This is a genomic window from Paraburkholderia sp. RCC_158, from assembly GCF_041355255.1.
GTDB classification, from domain to species: domain Bacteria; phylum Pseudomonadota; class Gammaproteobacteria; order Burkholderiales; family Burkholderiaceae; genus Paraburkholderia; species Paraburkholderia graminis.
Window position 1 is genome coordinate 302,148 of the sequence record NZ_JBFUPM010000005.1, and the last position, 23,991, is coordinate 326,138.

Annotated in this window: 22 protein-coding genes; 18 read left to right on the forward strand and 4 right to left on the reverse strand. The window is 64.6% G+C overall.

The window, feature by feature from the left end; translation table 11 throughout:
* Positions 1-3 precede the first annotated feature (3 nt).
* The 12 genes from AB6809_RS12960 to AB6809_RS13015 all read left to right on the forward strand — a co-directional run bounded on the left by AB6809_RS12960 (position 4) and on the right by AB6809_RS13015 (position 11,547).
* Positions 4-783: a HisA/HisF-related TIM barrel protein gene (locus AB6809_RS12960; protein WP_371026794.1), complete on the forward strand. Its 780-nt coding sequence runs from the start codon at positions 4-6 to the stop codon at positions 781-783.
* 355 nt (positions 784-1,138) lie between these two features.
* Positions 1,139-2,548, forward strand: a complete 1,410-nt coding sequence (locus AB6809_RS12965) for a formylmethanofuran dehydrogenase (RefSeq protein ID WP_371026795.1) — start codon at positions 1,139-1,141, stop codon at positions 2,546-2,548.
* Positions 2,545-4,257: a formylmethanofuran dehydrogenase subunit A gene (locus AB6809_RS12970; RefSeq protein WP_371026796.1), complete on the forward strand. Its 1,713-nt coding sequence runs from the start codon at positions 2,545-2,547 to the stop codon at positions 4,255-4,257. The genes AB6809_RS12965 and AB6809_RS12970 overlap by 4 nt, the downstream gene beginning before the upstream one ends.
* A gap of 46 nt (positions 4,258-4,303) precedes the next feature.
* Entirely contained in the window at positions 4,304-5,263 is a 960-nt protein-coding gene (gene fhcD, locus AB6809_RS12975; RefSeq protein ID WP_371026836.1) for a formylmethanofuran--tetrahydromethanopterin N-formyltransferase, read from the forward strand.
* Positions 5,260-6,111 carry a formylmethanofuran dehydrogenase subunit C gene (locus tag AB6809_RS12980; protein WP_371026797.1) on the forward strand — a complete coding sequence of 284 codons (852 nt, stop codon included), beginning with the start codon at positions 5,260-5,262 and terminating at the stop codon, positions 6,109-6,111. The genes fhcD and AB6809_RS12980 overlap by 4 nt, the downstream gene beginning before the upstream one ends.
* Positions 6,112-6,125: 14 nt before the next feature.
* On the forward strand, positions 6,126-6,692 hold the full coding sequence (locus tag AB6809_RS12985; RefSeq protein WP_371026798.1) for a cytochrome b: 567 nt from the start codon (positions 6,126-6,128) through the stop codon (positions 6,690-6,692).
* Entirely contained in the window at positions 6,689-7,669 is a 981-nt protein-coding gene (locus tag AB6809_RS12990; protein ID WP_371026799.1) for an alpha/beta fold hydrolase, read from the forward strand. The genes AB6809_RS12985 and AB6809_RS12990 overlap by 4 nt, the downstream gene beginning before the upstream one ends.
* Positions 7,666-8,586, forward strand: a complete 921-nt coding sequence (gene pqqB / locus AB6809_RS12995; protein ID WP_029965991.1) for a pyrroloquinoline quinone biosynthesis protein PqqB — start codon at positions 7,666-7,668, stop codon at positions 8,584-8,586. The genes AB6809_RS12990 and pqqB overlap by 4 nt, the downstream gene beginning before the upstream one ends.
* Positions 8,587-8,629: 43 nt before the next feature.
* A complete protein-coding gene (gene pqqC, locus AB6809_RS13000; protein WP_029965992.1) occupies positions 8,630-9,367 on the forward strand; it encodes a pyrroloquinoline-quinone synthase PqqC in 738 nt (245 codons plus the stop codon).
* Positions 9,364-9,633, forward strand: coding sequence for a pyrroloquinoline quinone biosynthesis peptide chaperone PqqD (pqqD, locus tag AB6809_RS13005; protein WP_029965995.1), 270 nt, complete (start codon positions 9,364-9,366; stop codon positions 9,631-9,633). The genes pqqC and pqqD overlap by 4 nt, the downstream gene beginning before the upstream one ends.
* A 4-nt stretch (positions 9,634-9,637) precedes the next feature.
* Positions 9,638-10,882 (forward strand): pyrroloquinoline quinone biosynthesis protein PqqE, encoded by a 1,245-nt coding sequence (gene pqqE, locus AB6809_RS13010; RefSeq protein WP_371026800.1) that lies wholly within the window; start codon positions 9,638-9,640, stop codon positions 10,880-10,882.
* Between the two features lie 2 nt (positions 10,883-10,884).
* Complete coding sequence (locus AB6809_RS13015; RefSeq protein WP_006046571.1) at positions 10,885-11,547, forward strand: response regulator transcription factor; 663 nt, start codon at positions 10,885-10,887, stop codon at positions 11,545-11,547.
* Here AB6809_RS13015 and AB6809_RS13020 read toward each other — a convergent pair.
* Positions 11,517-12,551: a histidine kinase gene (locus tag AB6809_RS13020; protein WP_371026801.1), complete on the reverse strand. Its 1,035-nt coding sequence runs from the start codon at positions 12,549-12,551 to the stop codon at positions 11,517-11,519. The genes AB6809_RS13015 and AB6809_RS13020 overlap by 31 nt on opposite strands.
* Before the next feature lie 202 nt (positions 12,552-12,753).
* On the opposite strand from AB6809_RS13020, the gene AB6809_RS13025 reads away from it, so the two are divergent.
* Positions 12,754-15,144, forward strand: a complete 2,391-nt coding sequence (locus tag AB6809_RS13025) for a TonB-dependent receptor (protein WP_310400805.1) — start codon at positions 12,754-12,756, stop codon at positions 15,142-15,144.
* A gap of 49 nt (positions 15,145-15,193) precedes the next feature.
* Here AB6809_RS13025 and AB6809_RS13030 read toward each other — a convergent pair whose 3' ends face one another.
* A complete protein-coding gene (locus AB6809_RS13030) occupies positions 15,194-16,345 on the reverse strand; it encodes a beta-propeller fold lactonase family protein (protein ID WP_107707515.1) in 1,152 nt (383 codons plus the stop codon).
* A 197-nt stretch (positions 16,346-16,542) separates the two neighbouring features.
* Between AB6809_RS13030 and AB6809_RS13035 the strand changes: the two genes are divergently transcribed.
* From AB6809_RS13035 to gph, 3 genes are all read left to right on the forward strand, one after another.
* Positions 16,543-17,259, forward strand: a complete 717-nt coding sequence (locus tag AB6809_RS13035; RefSeq protein ID WP_371026802.1) for a MotA/TolQ/ExbB proton channel family protein — start codon at positions 16,543-16,545, stop codon at positions 17,257-17,259.
* 158 nt (positions 17,260-17,417) lie between these two features.
* Positions 17,418-18,194 (forward strand): HAD family hydrolase, encoded by a 777-nt coding sequence (locus AB6809_RS13040; protein WP_371026803.1) that lies wholly within the window; start codon positions 17,418-17,420, stop codon positions 18,192-18,194.
* On the forward strand, positions 18,191-18,943 hold the full coding sequence (gene gph, locus AB6809_RS13045) for a phosphoglycolate phosphatase (protein WP_006046563.1): 753 nt from the start codon (positions 18,191-18,193) through the stop codon (positions 18,941-18,943). The genes AB6809_RS13040 and gph overlap by 4 nt, the downstream gene beginning before the upstream one ends.
* Before the next feature lie 128 nt (positions 18,944-19,071).
* Here the strand turns inward: gph and AB6809_RS13050 are convergent, their stop codons facing one another.
* Positions 19,072-20,223, reverse strand: coding sequence for a porin (locus tag AB6809_RS13050; RefSeq protein WP_371026804.1), 1,152 nt, complete (start codon positions 20,221-20,223; stop codon positions 19,072-19,074).
* Between the two features lie 524 nt (positions 20,224-20,747).
* Here AB6809_RS13050 and AB6809_RS13055 point away from each other — a divergent pair.
* Both AB6809_RS13055 and AB6809_RS13060 read left to right on the forward strand, forming a co-directional pair.
* Positions 20,748-21,026 carry a DUF1488 family protein gene (locus tag AB6809_RS13055; RefSeq protein ID WP_029966005.1) on the forward strand — a complete coding sequence of 93 codons (279 nt, stop codon included), beginning with the start codon at positions 20,748-20,750 and terminating at the stop codon, positions 21,024-21,026.
* Between the two features lie 30 nt (positions 21,027-21,056).
* Entirely contained in the window at positions 21,057-21,848 is a 792-nt protein-coding gene (locus tag AB6809_RS13060) for a phosphate/phosphite/phosphonate ABC transporter substrate-binding protein (protein WP_006046560.1), read from the forward strand.
* Between the two features lie 68 nt (positions 21,849-21,916).
* On the opposite strand, the gene AB6809_RS13065 is transcribed toward AB6809_RS13060, so the two are convergent.
* Positions 21,917-23,944 (reverse strand): acetyl/propionyl/methylcrotonyl-CoA carboxylase subunit alpha, encoded by a 2,028-nt coding sequence (locus AB6809_RS13065; RefSeq protein WP_114157053.1) that lies wholly within the window; start codon positions 23,942-23,944, stop codon positions 21,917-21,919.
* Positions 23,945-23,991: the final 47 nt, after the last annotated feature.

Here is a 23,991-nt window from a genome sequence, read left to right on the forward strand (position 1 = left end):
CCTATGCAGGTGATACCGGTTCTCGATCTGCTCGACGGCCACGTCGTGCGCGCGGTACGCGGCGAACGGAGCGCCTATCTGCCGATACGTTCGTCGCTTGCCGCCACCAGCGAGCCGCTTGCCATCGCCCGCGCGCTGCTTGCTGCAAGCGGCGCCCGCACGCTCTACATCGCCGACCTCGGCGCGATCCTTCAGCAGCGCGCTCACATCGAGACGCTTGCCGCGTTGCGCGCCGCGCTGCCCGGCATCGACATCTGGCTCGACGCGGGCTATGCCGACTTCGCGTCGATGCAGGCGCTGTTCGCGCGCATCGACGCAAGCAATCAGCACCCGCAACACTCGCAACACCCACAGCACACGCTCGCGACGCTCGTGCCGGTATTCGGCACCGAATCGTTGCAAGACATTCACGCACTGCGCGCCGCCGAAACAACCGCGTCGCCAACCTCGCCAGCCTCGCCGATCCTCTCGCTCGACCATCGCGCGGGCCAACTGCTCAGCGCCGCTGCCGCTCACGAATGCCCGGAGCCCGCGCGCTCATGGTGGCCGCGCAGAGTCATCGCGATGACGCTCGATCAGGTCGGCAGCTACGACGGTCCCGATCTCGCCACCTTCGAACGCATTCGAGCCAGTGCGCCTGCCGATACTCAGGTGATCGGCGCGGGCGGCATTCGCGATCGCGACGATCTGACTGCTGCGGCGCGTACCGGCGCAAGCGCGTGGCTCGTCGCGTCGGCGTTGCACGATGGCCGCATCGGCCTGCCGCTCGCAGCGTCGACGTAGGCGAGCAAAACAAGTTCCATGCCAATCGGCGGAAGCGGTGCGGTGGTAAACAACGGCCAGGCTTTATCGTGCTTTCGCGGGCCGCGGGTGACACTCTGCTCCAGAACGGCACACAACCTGTACGCGGACAACGCAGGCGCATAGCGCGGCGCGGCGCGGCGGGCGGCCTTCGCGAAGTCGGGCACGCTGTTCAATCGGCAGGCGTTTGCGGGTTTGAGTTTGGACACGACGCGCCCTCGCGGCCGTTCGCCCGGCATACGCGTTCAAGCCAACGCGACCTAAGCACCACGCATTTGCACCGCACTATTGCCGCGCGATGAAATGCATCGGCATGGAGCTTGCTAAAAGTCGCCCCATGCACCTCTCGCCCACCGATCCGTCGACGACCAACCCATCGGGCGCGGCCACCTCGGCCGCCGCGTCGATCACGCGCGACTGGACCTGCCCGTTCTGTCCGCTGCTTTGCGATGACCTCGCGATCGAATCGCATGACGACGCGACGCTCGCTGCGCAGAACACCGATTGCCCGCGCCTCCTGGAAGCGCTCACGCACTATGGCGCCGCGGATGCGCAATGCAGTGCGAGCATCGACGGAAACGCGGTGGACCTCGACGCGGCGCTCACGCGCGCGGCGCACATTCTGTCGTCGGCGCGGCGGCCGCTGTTCGGCGCATTGGCGACCGACGTGGCCGGCGCGCGTGCGCTGTACACGCTGGCTGCCGGCTGCGGCGCGATCCTCGATCATCGGCATGGCGATGCAATGAGCGCCGCGACGCTCGCGCTTCAGGACCGCGGCTCGTTCTTCACGACGCTTTCCGAAGTGCGGTCGCGCGCCGATTTGCTGCTGTTTTTCGGCTGCCAGCCATCGCGGCGCTATCCGCGCTTTTTCACGCGCACCATCGAGGGAACGACGACGCCGCGCGAGCTCGTGTTCATCGGCTGCGAAGCGGACCCGGCGGCGAGTGGACCTGGCTGCGAGCATGTGCGGGTCGAGTCGATTTTGCCCGACGCCGATCCGTTCGATACGCTCGCGCTGTGGTCGACGATCAGCGATCGCCGTCCGCCGACTTCGCTGCATCAGGACGTCGCCGATGCGCAAGACGCGCAGCGCACGCTTGCCGCGTTGCAGGCGCTACAGGCTCGCATCGATGCCGCGCGCTACACGGTGCTCGTGTACGAACCCGCGTCGTTGCCCGGCCCTCATGCTGCGTTGCTGATCGAAGCGTTGAACCGGATCGTGAAGGCATCGAATCTGAAGTCGCGCGCGGGCGGCCTCGCACTCGGCGGCGATGACGGCGCGTTGACGGTCAACCAGACGGTGACATGGCTCTCGGGCCTGCCGCTTCGCACGCGCGTATCGACACCGGCGCGTATCGCGGGCACCGCGCCGCTCGACTACGATCCGTATCGCTATCGCACGGAAAGACTGCTCGCGGATCGCGAAGTCGACGCGCTCTTGTGGGTCGCGTGTTTCGCGCCGCCCGCGTGGCCCGAAGCGCTTGCCGACGATGTGCCGCTCATCGTGCTCGGGCATCCGGCTCTCGCGCAGCGCGCGGCGGCTCGCGGCAAGAACACCGTGTTTATTCCGGTGGCGACACCGGCTGTGGACAGCGGCGGGCATCTGTTCCGTGTGGACAGCTCGGTCGTGATGCCGCTCACCGCCGCGCGCCGCGCCGGGCTTCCGTCGGTCGGAACGATTGCCGCAAAGCTTGGCGCGCTGCTGGCCACGCCGCTCGCCGCGTCTCACGCAGAGGCCCAGCCATGACGCTCATCCGCCTCAAGGGCGGCACCCTCTTCGATCCGGCCAACGGCGTCGACGGCGAGCGCCGCGACCTGGCAATCCGCGACGGCCGCATCGTCGACGTCCCCGCGAACGCTCCAGCCGACCGCGAATACGACGCGACCGGCATGATCGTGATGGCGGGCGGCATCGACATGCACTCGCATATCGGCGGCGGCAAGACCAATCTGTCACGTCTCCTGCTGCCAGAAGATCATCGCGACGATCCCGTGCGCGACGCATCCTATGAATCCGTGCAGGACGCAAACGGCCGCTATCTGCGCCTGCCGTCTTGCGGCGTCTGCGCGCCGGGCACGCTCGCAACCGGCTACCGTTACGCCGAAATGGGCTACACGGCCGCATTCGAACCGGCGATGATCGCCTCCAACGCGCGCCACACGCACCTCGAGATGGGCGACACGCCGATCATCGATCACGGCGCGTACGTGATGCTCGGCAACGACGAGCTGTTCCTGCAAATGCTGGCCGCGCGCGACGATTTCGAGCATCTGCGCGACTACGTCGGCTGGACGATTCATGCGAGCAAGGCGCTCGGCGTGAAAGTCGTGAATCCGGGCGGCATCTCGGCGTTCAAGTTCAACCAGCGCTCGCTCGATGTCGACGAACCGCACGTGCATTACGGCATCACGCCGCGCGAAGTGCTGCACACGCTGACACGCGCGCTCACCGAACTGCGCGTGCCGCATCCGCTGCATGTGCACGCGAGCAATCTCGGCGTGCCCGGCAACATCGATTCGACGATCGCGACGATGGACGCCGCCGACGGCCTGCCGATCCATCTCACGCATATCCAGTTTCATAGCTATGGCGTCGAAGGGCCGCAGAAGTTTTCGTCGGGCGCGCGGCGCATCGCGGAAGCCGTGAATGCGCGGCCGAATGTGTCCATCGACGTCGGCCAGATCATCTTCGGGCAGACCGTCACCGCTTCCGGCGACACCATGATGCAGTTCCGCAACGCGCCGCTCGCGCGGCCGCACAAGTGGATCGTCGGCGACATCGAATGCGACGCCGGCTGCGGCGTGGTGCCGTTCCGCTATCGCGAGCAGAGCTACGTGAATGCGTTGCAGTGGATCATCGGGCTCGAAATCTTTCTGCTGGTGGACGACCCGTGGCGCGTCGCGATGACGACCGATCATCCGAACGGCGGACCGTTTACGAGCTATCCGCATCTGATTCGTCTGCTGATGGACAAATCGTTTCGCGACGAGCAACTCGCGAAGCTGCATCCCGACGCGCAAGTGGCGAGCGCGTTGCCGCAACTGACGCGCGAATTCTCGCTGTACGAGATCGCGACCATCACGCGCGCGGGGCCGGCGCGTCTGCTCGGCCTGAAGGACCGCGGCCATCTCGGCGTGGGCGCGGCGGCGGACATCGCCGTGTATCGCGACGATGCCGACCGCGAGCGGATGTTCACGTCGCCCGCTTATGTGTTCAAGGACGGCGAACTGGTCGCGCGCGACGGCACGCTCGTCTCGACGCCAACGGGCGGCATTCATTTCGTGTCGCCCGAATTCGACCGCGGCATCGAGAAGCGAATCCGCGCGTACAGCGAAGCGAATCTTGCGAGCAACTTCGCGCATGCCGCAATCGGCGACGACGAGATCTGCCACTGCTGCCGCGGCGGCAAGCTGTTGCCGGTCGAATGCTTCGCGAACGGTCAACGACATGGCTGAAACCGCTGACCCGACGACCGTCACCCCGAACCGTGACCCGCACACGATGAGCGACACGCCGACCCTGCAGATCAACGGCACCACGATCGACGCCACCTTCGCCGAAGCGTTTCCGATGAAGGCGACGCGGCTCGTCATCACCGCGCATACGCCGGCGTGGGCGATGAACGCGGCGCACTCGCTGACGGGCTTCGCGACCTCGGTGATCGGCTGCGGCTGCGAGGCGGGCATCGAACGCACGCTCGAGGGCGACGACACGCCGGATGGTCGCCCCGGCGTCGCGGTGCTGCTGTTCGCGGTGTCGTCGAAGGAACTGGCGAAGCAGATCGAGCGGCGCGTCGGTCAATGCGTGCTCACGTGTCCGACCACGGCCGTGTATCGCGGCATCGATCCGCAAACGAGCCGCGCGCCGCTGTCGGATCTCGCGCCGCTCGGCAAAAACCTGCGCTTTTTCGGCGACGGCTGGCAGATTTCGAAGATGCTCGGGGACACGCGTTACTGGCGCGTGCCGGTGATGGACGGCGAGTTCGTCTGCGAAGAAACCGCGCCCACGGTGAAGGCCGTGGGCGGCGGCAATCTGATCCTGCTCGCGCGCGACATCGACGCTGCGCTCGCCGCCGCCGAAGCCGCCGTCGACGCGATGCGCCGCCTGCCGAGCGTGATCCTGCCGTTTCCTGGCGGCGTCGTACGGTCGGGATCGAAGGTCGGCTCGAAGTACAAAGGCGCGACCGCGTCCACCAACGACGCGTTCTGTCCCACGCTCGCCGGCCTCTCCGCGCGCAGCGAGTTGAGCGCGGAAGTGGGCTGCGTGCTGGAAATCGTGATCGACGGACTCACCGAAGCGGATGTCGGCGCGGCGATGACGGGGGGCATCGTCGCCGCTGCGGGGCTCGGGCGCGCAGGCGGCCTGCTGCGCATTTCCGCAGGCAATTACGGCGGCAAGCTCGGCCCGTATCACTTCCATCTGCATCAACTGGCCGGCGGCCTCGGCGGGAGCAGCGCATGAGCGTCGTGACGACATTGCGCGTGCGTACCGCACCGGGTTTTCGCGTCGATGCTTCGGCGCTGCTGCCGGCAACGCTGGCGGCGCTCGCGGTCGCGGACATCGAGCGCCTCGTGCTGCCGGCGGGCAACGATCGCTGCGTCGTCGGCGATGTATTCGATGTGTCGCGCGACGGCGACGCAGCGCCCGACGCACACAACGCACAGAACGCCGAAGCCGCGCTCGTGATCGAAGACGCCGTCCCGTGGCTCGACCGTCTCGGCGCACGGATGACGCAAGGCCATCTGATCGTGCGCGGTTCGGCGGGCGATCACAGCGGCTTCCAGATGGCGGGCGGCGTGCTGCGTATCGACGGCGACGCCGGTCACTTCACCGCCTGCGAAATGCGCGGCGGACGGCTGACCGTCGCGGGCGATTGCGGCGATTTCGCGGCGGGCGCGCTCGCCGGCGACGTCGAAGGAATGACGGGCGGCACGCTGACGATTCACGGCAACGCGGGCGCGCGGCTCGCCGACCGGATGCGTCGCGGGCTCGTGCTGGTCGGCGGCGATGCGGGCGACTTCGCGGCGTCGCGGCTCGTGGCGGGGACCATCGGCATTGCAGGCCGGTTGGGCGCACACTATGCGTACGGTATGCGGCGCGGAACCCTGCTGCTTGCGCAGCGTCCCACTAGTCTGCCGCCCACTTTCGCCGACGGCGGCCGCGGCTTCGACGTATTCTGGTCCTTGCTCGTACGCAGTCTCGCGGGCGAAATCGCGCCGTTTTCGCAGTGGCGCGCGGCCGCGCTGCCGCGCCGTTATGCGGGCGACGCCGCCGTCGACGGGCGCGGCGAAATACTCGTGATGAGCTAACCAGGGAGGCAGAGATGACGACCGCGCATGCTTCTTCCGCACAACGCCGCGCCGACGCGTCCACGCAGCGCTATGCGGGTTCGTTGATCGCGCTGCACTGGCTGATCGCGTTCGGCATCATCGGCCTGCTTGCGCTCGGGCTCTACATGGTCGGACTGCCGAAGGGCCTGCCGCTCAAGGCGACGCTGCTGAACCTTCATAAATCCATCGGACTCACAGTTTTCCTGCTGGTGCTTCTACGCATCGCGGCGCGGGCGGCCTTTCATCGGCCGCCCCTGCCGCCGATGCGACCGTGGCAACGCGCCGCCGCGCGCACTACGCAGGGCCTTTTATACGTGGCAATGGTTGTCATGCCTGTGTCGGGCTATCTGGGCTCGTCGTTCAATCGCTATGGGACGCGCTTCTGGGGCATTCCGCTGCCGAAGTGGGGTTGGGACGATCCCGGCTTACGCGAACTGTTCTTCGGCATTCATGAAGTGACGGCGTATCTGCTGATCGCGCTGATCGTGCTGCATGTGGCGGGCGCGATCAAGCATCAATGGATCGACCGCGACAATCTGCTCGCGAGGATGCTGCCATGACGCGGGCGCGAACAACCGGCACGCTGCGCACGCGCGACGCGCATCGCGTGTCGTTCACGGTTGCCGGCGCCGACGACGGCGTGCCGGTCGTCGTCCTGCACGGCGGCCCAGGCAGCGGCAGTCAGCCTGACGCAACGCGGCTCTTCGACCTGACGCGCTTCAGGGTCGTGCTGATCGATCAGCGCGGCACTGGAGCCTCGACGCCGCGCGGCGGCGTGCGCCGCAATCGCACCGACCGCCTGATCGAAGACATCGAAGCGGTACGCGCGCGGCTTCGCATCGAACGCTGGGGCGTGCTTGGCGGATCGTGGGGCGCGGCGCTCGCGCTCGCCTATGCGGGACGGCATCCGCAATCGGTGACGGGCGTGGTGTTGCGCGGCCTTTTTCTCACGTCGATGCGCGAGGTTCGCGGCCTGTTCGTCACGTCGCGAAAACGCGCGCCGCGCGCATGGCAAAAGCTCTGCGCCGCTGCGCATTGCAAGCGGCCCGCTGCGCTGCTTTCGCAATGCCATGCGCGACTGCAACGCGGCCGCGCAAGCGAGGCCCAGCAGCGCAAGCTCGCGCTCGCATGGCGCGGCTATGAAAACGCCGTGCTCGCGAGTGCGAACACGCGGCGCAGGCTCGTACCGGCCAGGCTCTCGCACAAGGACAGCCGCAAGCTCATCGGCAAGTACCGCATTCAGGCGCATTACCTGATGCATCACTGCTGGCTCGGCGAAGCGCGGTTGCTGTCGTTCGCGCGCCGCGCCGCCGCGGCCGGCGTACCGCTCTTTGCAGTGCACGGTTCGCGCGATCCCGTGTGTCCGCCGGATAACCTGCGGCGCCTCGCGCGAGCGGTTCCCAATGCTCACATTGAATGCGTGCGCGCCGGCCATCTTGCAAGCGATCCCGCTTTGCATGCACGCGTGGCCGATGCACTGACAACACTGTTTCTTCCACTCACCGACGAGGGGCGCACGCTGCGCCGCGCGGCATGAAAATCAAGGTACTCGGCTCATCGGCGGGCGGCGGCTTTCCGCAGTGGAACTGCAACTGCCGCAATTGCGACGGCGTGCGGCGCGGCACGCTGAAGGCCACGCGCCGCACGCAATCGTCGATTGCGGTGAGCGCGAACGGCGAGGACTGGCTGCTCGTGAATGCGTCGCCCGATCTGCTCGCGCAGATCGCCGCGAACCCCGAACTGCAACCGGCCCGCCGCGCGCGCGACAGCGGCATCGCGGCGGTGCTCGTCATCGACGCGCAGATCGATCACGTCACCGGCCTCCTGATGCTGCGCGAGCGCGACACGCCGCTGCCGCTCCATGCAACCGACGCCGTCTGGCAGGACCTGACAAGCGGCTTTCCGATCGCGCCGATCCTCTCGCACTACTGCGGCGTCGAGCATCGGCGGATCGCGCTCGACGGCGCGCCGCTCAGCGTCGACGCATTGCCCGGCGTGCAGATCGACGCGCTGCCGCTCACCAGCAAGGCGCCGCCCTACTCGCCGCATCGCAACTCGCCCGAGCGCGGCGACAACATCGGGCTCGTATTCACGAACCGGCAGACCGGCAAGCGCGTGTTTTACGCGCCCGGTCTCGGCGAGATCGAACCGCACGTACTCGAGGCGATGCGCGCGGCGGATCTGCTGCTCGTCGACGGCACGTTGTGGACCGCCGATGAAATGATCCGCCTCGGCCTCTCGAAGAAAACCGCTGCGGATATGGGTCATCTGCAGCAATCGGGACCTGGTGGCATGATCGAAGTACTGGATTCGCTCGACGCAAACAACGCGCGCAAGGTGCTGATCCACATCAACAACACCAACCCGATTCTCGTCGAGGATGGCCCGGAACGCCGCCTTCTCACGGAGCACGGCATTGAAGTTGCCTACGACGGCATGACCTTCGAACTATGAAGCGCGGCCACGCAGCACGCGTCGCGCAGGAACGGGAGATTGCATGAACGCGAAAGACACGTTGGGCACCACGCCAGGCAGCGAGCGCGCCCGCGACGAAGCCTGGACCCGTGAGGAATTCGAAGCGCAGTTGCGCGCGAAAGGCACGGCGTACCACATTCATCATCCGTTCAATGTGAAGATGAATAGCGGCGGCTGCTCGCCCGAACAGATTCGCGGCTGGGTCGCGAACCGCTTCTACTATCAGATCAACATTCCGCTGAAGGACGCGGCCGTGATGTCGAATTGCCCGGATCGCGAAACGCGCCGCCGCTGGGTGCTGCGCATTCTCGATCACGACGGCTACGGCGGCGAGGAAGGCGGCATCGAAACATGGGCGCGTCTGGGCGATGCAGTGGGCCTCTCGCGCGACGAACTGTGGTCGCTCGAACATGTGACGCCTGGCGTGCGCTTCGCCGTCGACGCGTACGTGAACTTCGCGCGCCGCGCGCCGTGGCAGGAATCGGTGTGCTCGTCGCTCACCGAAATGTTCGCGCCGCAGGTTCATCGCGACCGGCTCGCGAGCTGGCCCGAACACTATCCGTGGATCGAACCCTCCGGCCTCGCCTACTTTCGCTCGCGCATCACGCTCGCACAGCGCGACGTGGAGCACGGCCTCGAAGTCACGCTGAATTACTTCACGCGGCGCGAACAGCAGGAACGCGCGCTCGAGATTCTGCAATTCAAGCTCGACATTCTGTGGACCATGCTGGACTCGATCGAAAAGGCCTTTCCGCAATGAACGACACGTCCAACGCCGATCGTCCCGCGCTCAACAAGCTGTTCCGGCTGCAATGGGAACCGGCGCAGAACGCGCATGTGCTGCTCTATCCGGAAGGGATGGTGAAGCTCAATCAGAGCGCGGCGGAAATCCTCAAGCGTTGCGACGGCACGCGCGACATCGAAACGCTGATCGCCGATCTGGAGCAGGCGTTCAACGCAACAGGACTTGGCCCCGAAGTACGCGCATTCGTGACCGAAGCGCATTCGCGCGGATGGCTGGAGTAGCGCAATGACCGATCTCTCGCAACCTGCTGCCGACATTCACACTGAAGCACAGCCCGAAGCGACGCCCGCGAGCGTCGCGCCGCCGCTGTGGTTGCTCGCGGAACTGACGTATCGCTGCCCGCTGCATTGCGCGTTCTGCTACAACCCCGTCGACTACACCGATCACAATCGCGAACTCAGCACCGAACAATGGCTCGGCGTGCTGCGCGAGGCGCGCGCGCTCGGCGCCGCGCAATTGGGCTTTTCAGGCGGCGAACCGCTGATGCGCGACGACCTCGAAGTGCTGGTCGGCGAAGCGCGCAAGCTCGGCTTCTATACGAATCTGATCACCTCGGGCGTCGGTCTCACGGACAAGCGCCTCGGCGACCTGAAAGCGGCCGGGCTCGATCACATTCAGTTGTCGTTTCAGGACTCGACTCAGGAACTCAATGACTTCTTGAGCAGCACACGCACGTTCGATCTGAAGCAGCGCGTCGCGGCATCGATCAAACAGCATGGGTTTCCGATGGTGCTGAACTGCGTGCTGCATCGCTATAACCTGCCGCACGTCGACAAGATCATCGACATGGCGCTCGCGATGGGCGCCGAATACCTCGAACTCGCGAACACGCAGTACTACGGCTGGGCGCATCACAATCAGGCGCAGCTCATGCCGACCCGCGAACAACTGGAGGAAGCCGAAGCGGTGGTCGAACGCTATCGGCGCACGCATGGCGACCGCTGCAAGATTTTCTTCGTCGTGCCCGACTATTTCGAGCGACGCCCGAAGCGCTGCATGAACGGCTGGGGCGCGGTGTTTCTCGGCGTCGCGCCGGATGGCGCCGCGCTGCCCTGTCACGCGGCGCGCGCGCTGCCCGGCCTCGTGCTGCCGAATGTGAAAGACATGCCGCTGCGCGAGATCTGGTACGAGAGCGACGCATTCAATCGTTTCCGCGGTCTGCAATGGATGAAAGAGCCGTGCCGCAGTTGCGACGAGAAGGAAAACGATCTCGGCGGCTGCCGTTGCCAGGCGTATCTGCTCACCGGCGATGCGGCCAATGCGGACCCTGTGTGCGACAAGTCGCCGTTGCATGAAAAAGTGGTCGACGTGACGCGTCTCGCGGCGGCGGCGCATGAACCGCGAGAGCAGCCCATCATGTTCCGCAACGATGCAAACTCGCGCAAGCTGACGGGCGCGCATGCACCGCAAAACAAGGTGCAAAAAACGGCGCACGACGAGCCAAACGACAACGGCCACACCGGGGGTTGACCATGACAGCGGCGGACATTTCAGTGTTGCTCGTCGACGATCACGCCGTGGTGCGCGAAGGCTACCGGCGGCTACTCGAAGTGAATGCCGACGTGCACGTGTGCGGTGAAGCAGCCGACGCCGCTCAGGCCTATCAGCGCTTCTGCGCGCTGCGGCCCGATGTCGTCGTGATGGATGTCTCGTTGCCGGGCGCAAGCGGAATCGAAGCGATGCGGCGCATGCTCGCGCGCGAGGCCGATGCGCGCGTGCTGATTTTCAGCGTCCACGAAGAGGCGATTTTCGTGCGCCGCGCACTCGACGCCGGCGCGCTCGGTTATGTGACGAAAGCCAGCGCGCCCGACGTGCTGGTCGAAGCGGTGCGCACGATCGCGCGGCGCGCCAGTTATCTAAGTCCCGACATTTCGCAGGCACTCGCGCTGCGCAATGCATTCAGCGAAGGCCCGCCCGGACGGCAGTTGTCCGCGCGCGAATTCGAGGTCTTGCGTTTGCTCGTGCAAGGCTACACGCTGCCGAGCATCGCCGAAAAATTGGGCCTCAGCCAGAAGACCGTGGCCAATCATCAGTCGGTGATCCGGCAGAAGTTCGGCGCGGACAACGGTGTGCAACTCGCACAAATGGCAAGCCGCCTCGGCCTTCAGTTCACCGGCTCCGCCAGTCCCGCTTGAGCGGGCACGCGCGCGCAAAACAGGAAGCCGCCTTCGGGCTTGCTCGCGACATGAAACTCGCCGCCTAGCGCTTCGACCCGCTCGCGCATGCCGATGAGCCCCAGGCCCGCGCGCGGCGCATCGAGGTCGACGCCGGGACCGTCGTCGGCCATCGTTACGACGATTTCATCGATTGGCGCGCGTTTTTGGGCACTTTTCTGCGGCACATGCGCCTCACGCGGCGCGCGCACCATAAACACTTCCACGCGCGAGTGCCGCGCGAACTTCGACACGTTCGTCAGCCCTTCCTGCACCAGCCGGTAAAGCGTGATGGTGAGCGCGTCGCTGAGCCCTGTGTAATCGCCTTCTATCGTCAGCGAGAACGACGCGTCGGGCAAGCGCTCGCGCCATCCGTCGATGCAATGCTCGAGCGCGCTCGGCAAACCGAATTCGTCGAGACCGATAGGCCGCAAGCGCCGAATCATTCCGCCGATCTGCCGATACACATGGCTCGCGCTCCGCATCAATTCCACCGATATGCGATGAATCTCCGGCTCGCGCGCGGCGGAGAGATCGCGAATACGTGCTGCGTCGAGTGAAATGGCGTTCAGGTACTGGCCGAGTTCGTCGTGCAGTTCGCGCGCGAGATGGCGGCGTTCGAGTTCCTCTGCCTGCAACGCCTGGTTCGCAAGACGCCGGTTGTCGGCGAGCAGACGTTCGGCCTCTTCTTCGAGCACGCGGCGATGCGCAAGCTCGCTGCGCGTCTCGCGATAGCGGCGCCACGCGAACCACGCAAGCCCCAGCGACAGCACGCACAGCGTGAGCGGCAACTCGTCGAGTTGAAAGCGCTCGACGCCGCGCGTCCACCGATAAGCGCGCTCGCTGACATCGAACAGCGAGCCGAGCGCGGCCGCGAGCAAGGTCAGCGCGAGCACGCAGGCAAGATCGCGCGGCACCGCTGAATGCGGCGGATTGCGCGGCATATTGCGGCGCGTTTGATGAGGTTGGGTGGATTCGCTCGACATCACGTTTGCATTCTAGTCAGGCCAATCGGACACGAAGTTCGTCGCAACCAGTTTGGGAACGCTTCCTCGCGATTTCGGGAAAAGCTCCCGAGCCTTCACGCGAGCGCGCATGCGAAGCTTTGCACACCTTGAAAGAAAGCGCTACGTATGCCGCCACGCGGCTGCGTCCGAAGAAAGCGTCGATTCGGCAGGAGACAGAATAATGAATATCTCATCACGCGTGCGCCGCGGAAAACCCGGCCTCGGCTTCAGGCGGCGAGCCGGCATCACGCTTGGATTCGGCAGCGCGCTCGCGAGCATGTCGATAGGCGCATGGGCGCAAGCGGAGCCGGCGGCTGGCGTACCGGCTTCGGCTGCGGCTGCGGCTGCGGCTGCGGCTCCTGCTTCGGCGGCTGCCGCAGCCGATGCGCCAGACGATACGCCCTCGACCACGCTCGCGCCCGTGGTGGTGGTCGGCACGACGCCGCTGCTCGGCATCGGCACGCCGCTCGCGCAGGTGCCCGCCAACGTGCAGACCGTTCGCGCGCGAGACATCGAAGCGCAGCATCGCTTCAACCTCACGGATTACCTGGCGAAGAATCTGCCGAGCGTCGACATCGCCGATGCACAAGGCAACCCGTATCAGATGAACGTCAACTATCGCGGCTTCACGGCGTCGCCGCTGCTCGGCACACCACAGGGCATTTCGGTGTTCGTCGACGGCGTGCGCGTGAACGAGCCTTTCGGCGACGTGGTCAACTGGGACGTGCTGCCGCAACAGGCCATCGACACCATTCAATTGATTCCCGGTTCGAATCCGACGTATGGGCTGAATACGCTTGGCGGCGCGCTCGCCATCACGACGAAGAACGGCAAGACGAGCCCCGGCGGCGAGGCCGAAGTGGCGCTCGGCTCGTGGGGCCGCAAGACCGCGCAGATCGAACAGGGCGGCACGATCGGCCAGAACCTCGACTACTACGTGACCGGCAACGTCACGAACGACAACGGCTGGGCCGAGCAGAATGCGAGCCGCGTGCGGCAGATTTTCGGCAAGCTGCGTTATACCGATGCCGACACCACGCTGTCGTTATCCGCAGGCGGCGCGGACAACGATCTGCACGGCACGCAAACCATTCCGCGCTCATTCCTTGGCAATCCGAAGCAGCCTTATACGTATCCCGATCAGAACCTGAACAGCGCGGGCTACGTGACGCTGTCGGGCGAACACTACTTCAGCGATAACGTCGAGCTGAGCGGCAATGCGTACTACCGGCACTTCCGCAATAGCAATGTGAGCAGCAACACGAATCCGAACTTCGGTTCGATCGACGACGACGGCGACGTCGACACCACGCAGGCGACCAACGAGAAATCCGTCGTCTCTACCGATAGTTACGGCGCGAGCCTGCAACTCACGCTGCTCGGCAAACTCGGCGGCATGCAGAACCAGTTCGTTGCGGGCGTATCCGCGGACATCGCGAATTCGCGCTACACGCAATCGTCGCAGGATGCGGTTTTCACGGCTTCGCGCGCGACGGTCGGCATCGGCGATTTCACGCAGGAAACCGCGGCGAAAACCCATAACGGCAACTACGGCATCTATCTGCAAGACACTTTATCGCTGACGAAGCAATGGACGTTGACGCTCGCGGGACGCTACAACTGGGCCGAAGCGACCATCGGCGATTCGAGCGGCCTTCAGCCGCAACTGGACGGACACCATACGTTTTCGCGCTTCAATCCGGCGGTCGGCATCAACTGGAATCCGACCTCGGCGTTCACCGCCTACGCAACCTACAACGAAGGCATGCGCTCGCCGACCGCGATCGAACTCGCGTGTGCAGACCCGGCCGCGCCCTGCTCGCTGCCGAACGACTTCGTGTCCGACCCGCCGCTGCAACCGGTGATCTCGAAGACCTTCGAAATCGGCGCACGCGGACGAATCGGCCAGACGACAAGCTGGAGCGCCGCCGTCTATCGAACCACGCTCGATAACGACATCGAATTCATCGCCAGCAATGGCGCGGCGAGCAATCGCGGCTTCTTTCAGAACGTGGGCCGCACGCGCCGGCAAGGGTTCGAACTCTCGGGACGCAGCCAGCTAGGCCCGCTCGCGGTGACTGCGAGCTACAACTACATCGACGCGACGTATCGCACCGCGTGGACCGAGAACAGCGCGAGCAATTCCAGCGCGGATGCGAACGGCAACATCAACGTGAAGCCCGGCGATCATCTGCCCGGCATTCCGGCGAACACGGTCAAGCTGCAACTCGACTACGCGGCGACCGCGAAGTGGAGAGTCGGCGCGAACCTCACGTGGCGCGGCGGCATCTATGCACAGGGCGACGAAAACAATCAGGACGTCAATGGCAAGATCGCCGGCTATTTTCTGATCGATCTCGACACGTCGTATCAGGTCACCAAACAGTTGCAGGTGTTTGCGAGCGTCTCGAATCTGCTCGACAAGCGCTATGCGAGCTTCGGTTCGCTCGGAGAAAACTTCTTCAACGGCCCGAACCATACGTTCGACGGCGCGAATCCGAGCAACGAACAGTTCGTCGGACCGGGCGCGCCGCGCGGGTTTTGGGTCGGTCTGCGCTATGCGTGGAAGTAGGTGAAAGTGAGGGCGGTCATGCGTCGGCTCGCGCATGACCTCCGCGTGCTCAGTGCGATTCGATCGAGCCGTCGCTATGCGGATAGGTGACGATGCCCCACGCGAGCGGCAGTTGACCAATCTGCGTGACCGGCTGATAACTGCGCGCGTCGAGCACATAAACGGCATCGGAGCGCCCGCAGGCGACCAGCAGCTTTGTGCCGTCGGGCGTAAAACTGAAGTGCCAGCAACGCTGACCGACCGGCACGTCGGCAAGATGCTCGTAGCTCTTGCCGTCGAATACCTGCACCGTCTTGTCGCGCGCCGCCGCGACGAAAAGCCGCTTGCCGTCGGGACCGTAGGCGACGCCGTAAGGACCCAGTTTGGTATCGACGGTCTTCTTCACCTTGAACGTGCGCGCGTCGATCACGACGAGTTTGCTCAGCGACTCCAGCGTGACCACGTAGTCCTTGCCGTCCGGCGACAGGCGAATGCCACGCGGACGCCCGCCCGCCGCGAGCTTCACGGTCCTGACGGGCGCGCCTGTGCGCGCGTGATAGACGGAGACCGTATCGTCGCCTTCGTTGGTGACGAGCATGTTCTTGCCGTCGCGTGAAAATTCGATGCCCTCGGTTTCGTGGCCGCTCGTCACCGAGCGCACCACGCGCCAGCTTTTCATATCGACGATAGCGATCTCGGCGGGCGGCTTGTTGGCGTCGTCATCGTCGTCGGCGTGGGGTTTGCCGGCTTGCGCTTCGCCTGGCTTCTCGGCTGGCTTCTCGGCTGGCTTCCCAGACTGTCCGCTCGCTGCAGGCGGGCCGCCGTCTTCGCCCGGCTCATACGTCACATACGCATAGCCGTTGTGCACGCGCACAAACTCCGGGTTCTGACCGATCTTCACCCGCTGCACGACTTCGCCTGAAGCCGTATCGATCACGGCAAGATCGCCCGTGTTCTTGTTGGCGACCAGCAGGCGCGAGCCGTCCGCATTGAGGCTCAGGCCGCGCGGGCCGTCCGCGCCGACGGGGAAGGTTCGGGTCAACGTCATCTTGTCGAGGTCGATCACACCGACGCCGCCCTTCTCGCTCGTCACATAGGCGAGAGGCGCCGCGGCATGCGCCGAAGCGGCGCCGAACGCCGTCGCCGCGACCATACCCGCCGCGATCAAGGCTGAAACGATGGCGCGTCCCCGTGTTGTTTTGCGAAACCGTGTCTCCAGCATATGTTCTGCTCCGTTGTAAAAGCACTGTGCCGCGCAAGGCCGGCATTCAAGCAAAGTAGTTCATTAGAGGATCGTTTGACAACGGACGAAGGCGGGAGATTTTCCCGAATTGACCTGGCAAGGCCGCTAACGGTACTAAAACACCGGGCCGCGGCGGACAATGAACGCGGCGGCTCGACGAGTCGAAGGAAACGGTCATGCAGCACTATGGTCTCGCGAATGTCTGGCAAAGCGGCGATTTCATCACGCGCGCGATTCTCGGCATACTGTTCATCATGTCGATCCTGTCGTGGACGGTTATCGTCGTCAAGCTGTGGCATGTGCTGCGCATCAAGCGAGTAACCGGGCGCACCGACGCGCAGTTCTGGCAGGCCGACAACTTCGAACATGGGCTCAGGAACCTGGGCGGCCTTGCGGGCCACAGTAGTGAGGCATCGGCTGAGGCGCTGCGCGACAATCCGCTGCTCGCTCTTGCGATGGCCGCATCTGAGGCGGCCGCGCATCATCGCGACACCAGGCCGCATTTGCAGGATCGCATCGACGTATCGGACTGGATCGCGCGCCGCCTGCAAGGCAGCATCGACGACGCCGTCGCGCATATGCAAAGCGGCCTCGCGGTGCTGGCGTCGATCGGCAGCACCGCGCCGTTCGTCGGGCTCTTCGGCACGGTGTGGGGCATTTATCATGCGCTGATCGTGATCGGCGAAACGGGTCAGGCGTCGATCGATCATGTGGCCGGACCGGTCGGCGAGTCACTCATCATGACCGCGTTCGGGCTCTTCGTCGCGATACCGGCCGTGCTCGGGTATAACGGTCTCACGCGCGCGAACAAGTCGATCGTCACGCGGCTCAAGCGCTTCGCACATGGACTGCACGCGTACTTCGTGACGGGTCTGCAATTGCCGCACGGGTAATGGACCGTTAAACGATGCGTTATCGCCCGTCAAAGAATCTCTGAATTCAAATCGCGTGCGCGCTCCGCTATCGTGGCTTGCATACCGGCGGTATGCAGTCATGCACTCATGCAGTCACGCATCGCGCCGGCTCTCCATCACTGCGAGAGGACCGGCCCATGCAAGCCCTGATCTTCGATGTCGACGGCACGCTTGCCGATACCGAAAGCGCGCATCTGCACGCGTTCAACGCGGCGTTCGCGCAAGCCGGTCTCGACTGGCACTGGGACGAAGCGCTCTATGTGCGCCTTCTGGAAGTGGCGGGCGGCAAGGAGCGTCTGCTGCACTACTGGCGCATCGTCGATCCCGAGGAGGCGGAAGGCCCCGGCGTGAGCCGCGTGATCGACGCGGTGCATGCGATCAAGACGCGTCACTATGCGGCGCATGTTCGCGATGGCGGCTTGCCGTTGCGGCCGGGCATCGCACGCCTGATCGATGAAGCGGGCGCGGCCTCTATCCCCGTCGCCATCGCGACCACCACCACGCCCGCGAATCTCGACGCGCTGTTGCACGGACCGTTCGGCCCCGAATGGCGCAGCCGCTTTGCCGCGATTGGCGATGCAAGCACGACGCAGTCAAAGAAGCCCGCGCCCGATGTGTATCTCGACGTGCTTCGTCAACTCGGCCTCAAAGGCCAGGACTGCATCGCGTTCGAAGATTCCGCGAACGGCTTGCGCGCGGCGCGTGCAGCGTTTGTTCCGACTATCGTGACGCCGACAGCATACACAGCGCATCATTCCTTCGACGGCGCGCTCGCCGTGCTGCCTCATCTCGGCGATCCGCATGCGCCGCTCGCTTCGGCGGCTGCGAACGAGAATGAGCGGCCCGCATGGGTGGATCTCGCCACATTGCGTGGCTGGCATCGCAATGCGTTGAGCGAGGCTGCGGCCGTATGACGACGCCGCCGGTTTTTTCGCCTGAAGCGCTAACGCTAACGCAAGCGTTGCCGCGATCACGAACGCGCGCCGTGCTGATCGACCTCGACGGCACCATGGTCCACACAGCGCCGGATATTGTCGAAGCGGTGAGCTGCATGCTCGCCGATTTCGATCAGCCGCCGTTGCCCTTCGACACGGTCAGCAGTTTTATCGGCAAAGGCGTGCCGAACCTGGTTAAGCGCACGCTCGAAACGGCGGCGCTCGATGGACGAGTCGACATGGACGCCGCGCTCGCGGTGTTTGATCGGCACTATCGGCAGACGAATGGGCGCTTCGGTCATGTTTATCCGCACGTCGCCGCAGGTCTTCGCGAGCTCGCACGGCTCGGCTATCGGCTCGCGTGCGTGACCAACAAACCGGAGGCGTTGGCCGCACCGCTGCTGCGCATGACAGGACTCGCGCAAGATATCGACGTACTGGTCGCAGGCGATTCGATCGACAGCATGAAGCCTGCACCGCAACCGCTGTGGCACGCGTGCCGGTTGCTGGATGCAGACGTGGAATGCAGCGTTCTGGTGGGCGATTCGCCCGTCGATGTCAGCGCGGCGCGCGCGGCGGGCGTGCCGGTGTTTATCGTGCGCTACGGCTATGGCGGCCCGGATGGCGCGACGGCCTTGCAGTGCGATGCGTTAATCGATTCGTTCGCGCAGTTGCCCGATCTGCTTGCGCTGCGCGATGAGCGCTTGAACGCCGATGCAGGGTCGTAGTTCTCGCAGTCCACTATGAAAACGACCCGGACACTTACGCGTCCGGGTCGTCGGTTTCTCTGCTGCAAGCAAGCTCGCCAACAAGCTCGTCAACAAGCCGCTACAGCAGAATCAACCGCAGCGGAACATCAGAACTTATGACGGATACCGACGATCGCCAGCGCCTGCGAATCGGTGCCGTTGTAGCCATACGAACCGATCGAAGCCTGCGCGTCCTGCGTGGTGCCATCGGCGAGACGCTGCGTGCCGCTCGCGTGCTGGTAGGCCGCGACCGCGTAGAAGTCCGTGCGCTTCGAGATGTTGTAGTCCGCGCCGATGCTGAACTGGTGGTAATGCGCCGACGTGTCGCCGGAGGCAGCCGTGTACGCGTACCCCAGACCCGCGACCAGTGCCGGCGTCGCCTGATACGCAACGAAGGCTTTACCGCTGTTGTACTTCTCGGTGCCGGTGAAGGTGGACGCGCCGTCGCTCTTCAACTGCGTGTTGCTATACGAAGCGCCGAGCGTGACGGGGCCGAGCGCGTATTGGCCGCCGATCTGCGCGATGCTGACCGATTTCGCCGTCACGTAGCCGTCGTTGATATGGCTGTCGAAGATCGAATCGGTCGTGCTGCTCGCCCAGCTCGAACGCGCGGCCGTAGACGATGCGTTGGTCGCGCGCAGGTAGCCGCCCGCGAGCGAGAATGGACCGTTCGAGTACGACACCGCGCCGCTGTAGGTGTAGCCCTGGCCCGCCTGACCCGCGACGCCGCTGAATGCATACAGTGCTTCGAACTGCAGGCCGGCGTAGTTCGGCGACACGTATTTGACCGCGTTCGATACGCGCGCGCTGTTGTCGTTGTTGTCGACGTCGCCCGGCGTTGCGAAGGCGGAGCCGAAGAAGTTGTCGGCGGTGACGCCCTGCACCATGTCCGTGATCGGATCGTACTGGCGGCCGGCCGTCACCGTGCCCCATGTCGCGCCCGTCAGCCCGACGAACGACTGGCGGCCGAACTCGCGCGAGCCCTGACCGAGTTTGCCGGTGCCGACGTCGAAGCCATTTTCCAACGTGAAGATCGCCTTCAGGCCGCCGCCCAGATCTTCCTGGCCCTTCAGCCCCCAGCGGTCGCCGCTCAGATTGCCGTTGAGCATGCCCGCGAGATTGCTGCCCGAGCTGGCGTTATGCACATAGCCGATGCCGGCGTCGATCACGCCGTACAACGTCACGCTGTTCTGTGCATGGGCGGACCCCGCCGCGACCAGCAGTGCGAGAGAGGCGGAAGTCAATGCTGTCTTTTTCATCCTTGTTCCTTTATTCACGTTTCAGAAAGACATTGCGGACGCGCAGCATACCTTGATTAATTTAAAAATCAATAAAAGCGTTTGGAAATTCCAACACGATTAGTATCGCCAATTGATTACAAATAATTAAGGGCTATGTGCGAACACATAGCCCCGAGCCCGGCGCAACGACTTTCCCTGCGTGGAGACGTGGAGAAAGAACCGAACGGGATGCATTTAGCCAGCGCGATAGTGTGAAGTCAAGCGGCGGTCGATTGAGTTTCCTTTCCTGATCTTTTCACGCTCTCTTTATCGCGGCTTTATATTTCATTTTATTAATTCGCCTTTCCATTTCTAATTATCAAAGCGGGACGATCGAATCAAGAGAATCCCGTTTCAGTGACACCCTATTGCACAACCCTGGCCCGCGCGCCGCGCCCGTTGGCATGCACTGGCTTTTTCTCGCGAATGCTGGCTCTCCCACATACTGGCGGTGCGGAGCTTGTCATGCTGACGACTCAGGCGCGCGCGAAAAGGAGGTCGCCATGTCGGTCTATGTGGATGACGGATTCCGGCCCTGTGTCACGGAGCGCGCAACGGTCGCGTTCAGGGTCTGCTGGGACGACCGGGCGCAGGTTTTCGAAGTCAGCGCGGACGCGCTCATCGCCTATTGCGGCGCGGCAAGCGCGCGCAAGAAAGACTTGCTGCTCGCCTTCGAGGGCGCGCAAAGCGAGATCCTCACAGTGGCCGCACGGAAGTGGACGTTCCGGCCGACAGAGCCAGTGCCACTAGGCGTCGACGAATTCCGTATGATCATGCATTAGTCCACCCATTCGCCATGCAAGCACTGCGCCATGACCTGGATCGCCGCCCTGCCGATGTACAACGTCACGCCCTCGCTGGAAAACGAGTGGCGCGGGTGGCTTGCGGACGTGCTGCGCATGGTCAAGCCGGCGTGCCGCATCGTCGATCCCGATGAAGAATTGCACGGCTTCTGGCGGCGGCCCAATCTGCTGATTTCACAAACCTGCGGTTATCCGTTGATGCATGGTCTGCGCGAACAGGTGCAACTCGTCGCGACGCCGCGTTTCGACGCGCCCGGTTGCGAAGGCGCGCATTACTCGAGCGTCATCGTCACGCGCGCCGACGCACCATTCGATACGCTGGCCTCGTGCCGCGGCGCGCGCGTTGCCTACAATCAGGACGATTCGAATAGCGGCATGAACGCGCTGCGTCATGCAGTGGCGCCACACTCGCAGGAAGGTGCGTTTTTCCGCGCCGCGCTGCGCACCGGCTCGCATGTCGGCTCGTTGCGCGCCGTCGCGGACAATCACGCGGACGTCGCCGCGATAGATTGCGTGACCTTCGCTTTCGTCTGCGATGAAATGCCGGAACTGGCGCGGCAGGTTCGACGCATCGGCATGACAGCGGCGTCGCCGGGTCTGCCGTTGATTGCGTCCGACACCGTGCCGGCCGCGACCGTCGAAGCACTGCGCGACGCACTGAACGAAGCGCTGGCATTGCATCCCGAACGCGCAAAACGCCTGCGTTTGCAGGGGTTTTCCGCGTTACCGCTCGAGGACTACGAGCGCATCGCGCAGCTCGAGAGCGAGGCGCGCGCGGTGGGGTATACGCGGCTTGGCTGATACGGCGCCGATTGGCTCAGCCTGTCGGCGCGCTTAATCGTGCGCTTAATCGTGCGCTTATTCCCGCGCTACTGCACGTCCAGCACCAGAAGCTGCGCGCCGTCGGCAACCTGATCGCCCACCGCATACAGCACTTCCGACACAACGCCGGCCGCCGGCGCGCCGATGGTGTGCTCCATCTTCATCGCTTCCATCACGATGAGCGGCGTGCCCTTCTCCACCACCGTGCCCGGCTCGACGAGCACCGCGATCACCTTGCCCGGCATCGGCGCGGTCAGCCGGCCTTCGCCATGTTCCGCATCCGCGGCGTGCGCGAGCAGGTTCTGCCACTCGAACGCCAGTGCGTGACCGAGGCAGAACACATGAAACGTATCGCCGTCGATAAACACGCGCCCCGTGGCCCGCGCATCGCCGATGGTCGCGCGATATTCATGCAAGCCCGAACCGCTCGACCACGTGAAGCCTTCGCGCAGACCGTCGTGTTCGAGCGTTTGCGTGCCGCCGTCGCGCGCGAACGTGACCGTGAACGCATTGTCGTCTTCGACACTGCGCCAGCCTAGCGTCTGCGCGTAGCCGCCATTCAGACGCCAGTGCGACAGCGCATCCCAGGGCGACGCGCCGTGCGCGGTGCCGCCTTCGCGCGTGAGCAACGCGCCGCATGCGAGCGCGAGTGCTTCCTTGAAAGGCTTTTTCACGGGCGCGAACAGGGCCTCGTGATGCCGTTCGATCAGACCGGTGTCCAGATCGCCGCTCGCAAACGGCTCGCTTTCGACAATGCGCTGCAGAAACTCGACGTTCGTATGCGGCCCGACCACTTCGCATGCGTGCAGTGCACGGCTCATTCGCGCGAGTGCTTCTTCTCGCGTCGCGCCGTGCACGATCAGCTTTGCGATCATCGGATCGTAGAACGGCGTGATCGTGTCGCCCTCGCGCACGCCGCTGTCGATACGCACCGGCGCTTTACGGCCAGGCTCGCCGAGGCCGGCCGCGTCGATCGCGAATTCCACGCCTTCAGGCATGCGCAAATGCTTGAGCGTGCCGGTGGACGGCAAGAAGCCGCGCGCCGGATGCTCGGCGTAGATGCGCGCCTCGATCGCATGGCCGTCGATCTTGAGTTGATCTTGCGTCAGCGGCAACGGCTCGCCTGCGGCCACGCGCAGTTGCCATTCCACCAGGTCCTGGCCCGTCACCATCTCCGTGACCGGATGCTCGACTTGCAGACGCGTGTTCATTTCCATGAAATAGAACTCGCCGGTAGCCGTCATGATGAACTCGACCGTGCCCGCGCCGACATAGCTCACCGCGCGCGCGGCAGCGACTGCGGCCTCGCCCATTTCACGCTTGATTTCCGCGGACAATCCCGGCGCGGGCGCCTCTTCCAGCACCTTCTGATGACGACGCTGCACCGAGCAGTCGCGATCGAACAGATACACCGCGCCGCCGTGACGATCCGCGAAAACCTGCACTTCGACGTGGCGCGGCCGCGTCAGATACTTTTCGATCAGCACGCGATCGTTGCCGAAGCTGCTCGCCGCCTCGCGCTTGCACGAAGCGAGCGCCGCCACGAAATCCTCGCTGCGCTCGACCACGCGCATGCCCTTGCCGCCGCCGCCCGCGCTCGCCTTGAGCAGAACCGGATAGCCGATCGAATCCGCCTCGCGATGCAATAGTTCGGGGTTCTGATCGTCGCCGTGATAGCCGGGCACGAGCGGCACCGCGGCCGCATGCATCAGCGCCTTCGCGGCGGCTTTCGAACCCATCGCCGCAATCGCGTCGACCGGCGGTCCGATGAATACGATGCCCGCCGCTTCGCATGCATGCGCGAAGTCTTCGTTCTCCGACAGAAAACCGTAGCCGGGATGCACCGCCTGCGCGCCCGTCGCGCGTGCCGCTTGGATAATGCGCTCGATGCGCAGATAGCTTTCCGCCGCGCTCGCGCCGCCGATATGCACGGCTTCGTCGCACGCGCTCACGTGTTTGGCATCGGCGTCCGCATCCGAATAGACGGCCACGCTGGCGATGCCGAGCCGCTTGCAGGTCGCCGCGACGCGGCACGCAATCTCGCCCCGGTTGGCGATCAGGATCTTGTTGAACATGTGTTGTCTCGATCTCGGGATATTCTTCTGGTGAACGCCTCAAGGCG

Excerpts from the sequence above, each read along its gene's own strand:
- AB6809_RS12960 (WP_371026794.1), top strand. The coding sequence starts at position 4 with ATGCAGGTGATACCGGTTCTCGATCTGCTCGACGGCCACGTCGTGCGC.
- AB6809_RS12965 (WP_371026795.1), top strand. The coding sequence starts at position 1,139 with ATGCACCTCTCGCCCACCGATCCGTCGACGACCAACCCATCGGGCGCG.
- AB6809_RS12970 (WP_371026796.1), top strand. The coding sequence starts at position 2,545 with ATGACGCTCATCCGCCTCAAGGGCGGCACCCTCTTCGATCCGGCCAAC.
- fhcD (WP_371026836.1), top strand. The coding sequence starts at position 4,304 with ATGAGCGACACGCCGACCCTGCAGATCAACGGCACCACGATCGACGCC.
- AB6809_RS12980 (WP_371026797.1), top strand. The coding sequence starts at position 5,260 with ATGAGCGTCGTGACGACATTGCGCGTGCGTACCGCACCGGGTTTTCGC.
- AB6809_RS12985 (WP_371026798.1), top strand. The coding sequence starts at position 6,126 with ATGACGACCGCGCATGCTTCTTCCGCACAACGCCGCGCCGACGCGTCC.
- AB6809_RS12990 (WP_371026799.1), top strand. The coding sequence starts at position 6,689 with ATGACGCGGGCGCGAACAACCGGCACGCTGCGCACGCGCGACGCGCAT.
- pqqB (WP_029965991.1), top strand. The coding sequence starts at position 7,666 with ATGAAAATCAAGGTACTCGGCTCATCGGCGGGCGGCGGCTTTCCGCAG.
- pqqC (WP_029965992.1), top strand. The coding sequence starts at position 8,630 with ATGAACGCGAAAGACACGTTGGGCACCACGCCAGGCAGCGAGCGCGCC.
- pqqD (WP_029965995.1), top strand. The coding sequence starts at position 9,364 with ATGAACGACACGTCCAACGCCGATCGTCCCGCGCTCAACAAGCTGTTC.
- pqqE (WP_371026800.1), top strand. The coding sequence starts at position 9,638 with ATGACCGATCTCTCGCAACCTGCTGCCGACATTCACACTGAAGCACAG.
- AB6809_RS13015 (WP_006046571.1), top strand. The coding sequence starts at position 10,885 with ATGACAGCGGCGGACATTTCAGTGTTGCTCGTCGACGATCACGCCGTG.
- AB6809_RS13020 (WP_371026801.1), bottom strand. The coding sequence starts at position 12,551 with ATGTCGAGCGAATCCACCCAACCTCATCAAACGCGCCGCAATATGCCG.
- AB6809_RS13025 (WP_310400805.1), top strand. The coding sequence starts at position 12,754 with ATGAATATCTCATCACGCGTGCGCCGCGGAAAACCCGGCCTCGGCTTC.
- AB6809_RS13030 (WP_107707515.1), bottom strand. The coding sequence starts at position 16,345 with ATGCTGGAGACACGGTTTCGCAAAACAACACGGGGACGCGCCATCGTT.
- AB6809_RS13035 (WP_371026802.1), top strand. The coding sequence starts at position 16,543 with ATGCAGCACTATGGTCTCGCGAATGTCTGGCAAAGCGGCGATTTCATC.
- AB6809_RS13040 (WP_371026803.1), top strand. The coding sequence starts at position 17,418 with ATGCAAGCCCTGATCTTCGATGTCGACGGCACGCTTGCCGATACCGAA.
- gph (WP_006046563.1), top strand. The coding sequence starts at position 18,191 with ATGACGACGCCGCCGGTTTTTTCGCCTGAAGCGCTAACGCTAACGCAA.
- AB6809_RS13050 (WP_371026804.1), bottom strand. The coding sequence starts at position 20,223 with ATGAAAAAGACAGCATTGACTTCCGCCTCTCTCGCACTGCTGGTCGCG.
- AB6809_RS13055 (WP_029966005.1), top strand. The coding sequence starts at position 20,748 with ATGTCGGTCTATGTGGATGACGGATTCCGGCCCTGTGTCACGGAGCGC.
- AB6809_RS13060 (WP_006046560.1), top strand. The coding sequence starts at position 21,057 with ATGACCTGGATCGCCGCCCTGCCGATGTACAACGTCACGCCCTCGCTG.
- AB6809_RS13065 (WP_114157053.1), bottom strand. The coding sequence starts at position 23,944 with ATGTTCAACAAGATCCTGATCGCCAACCGGGGCGAGATTGCGTGCCGC.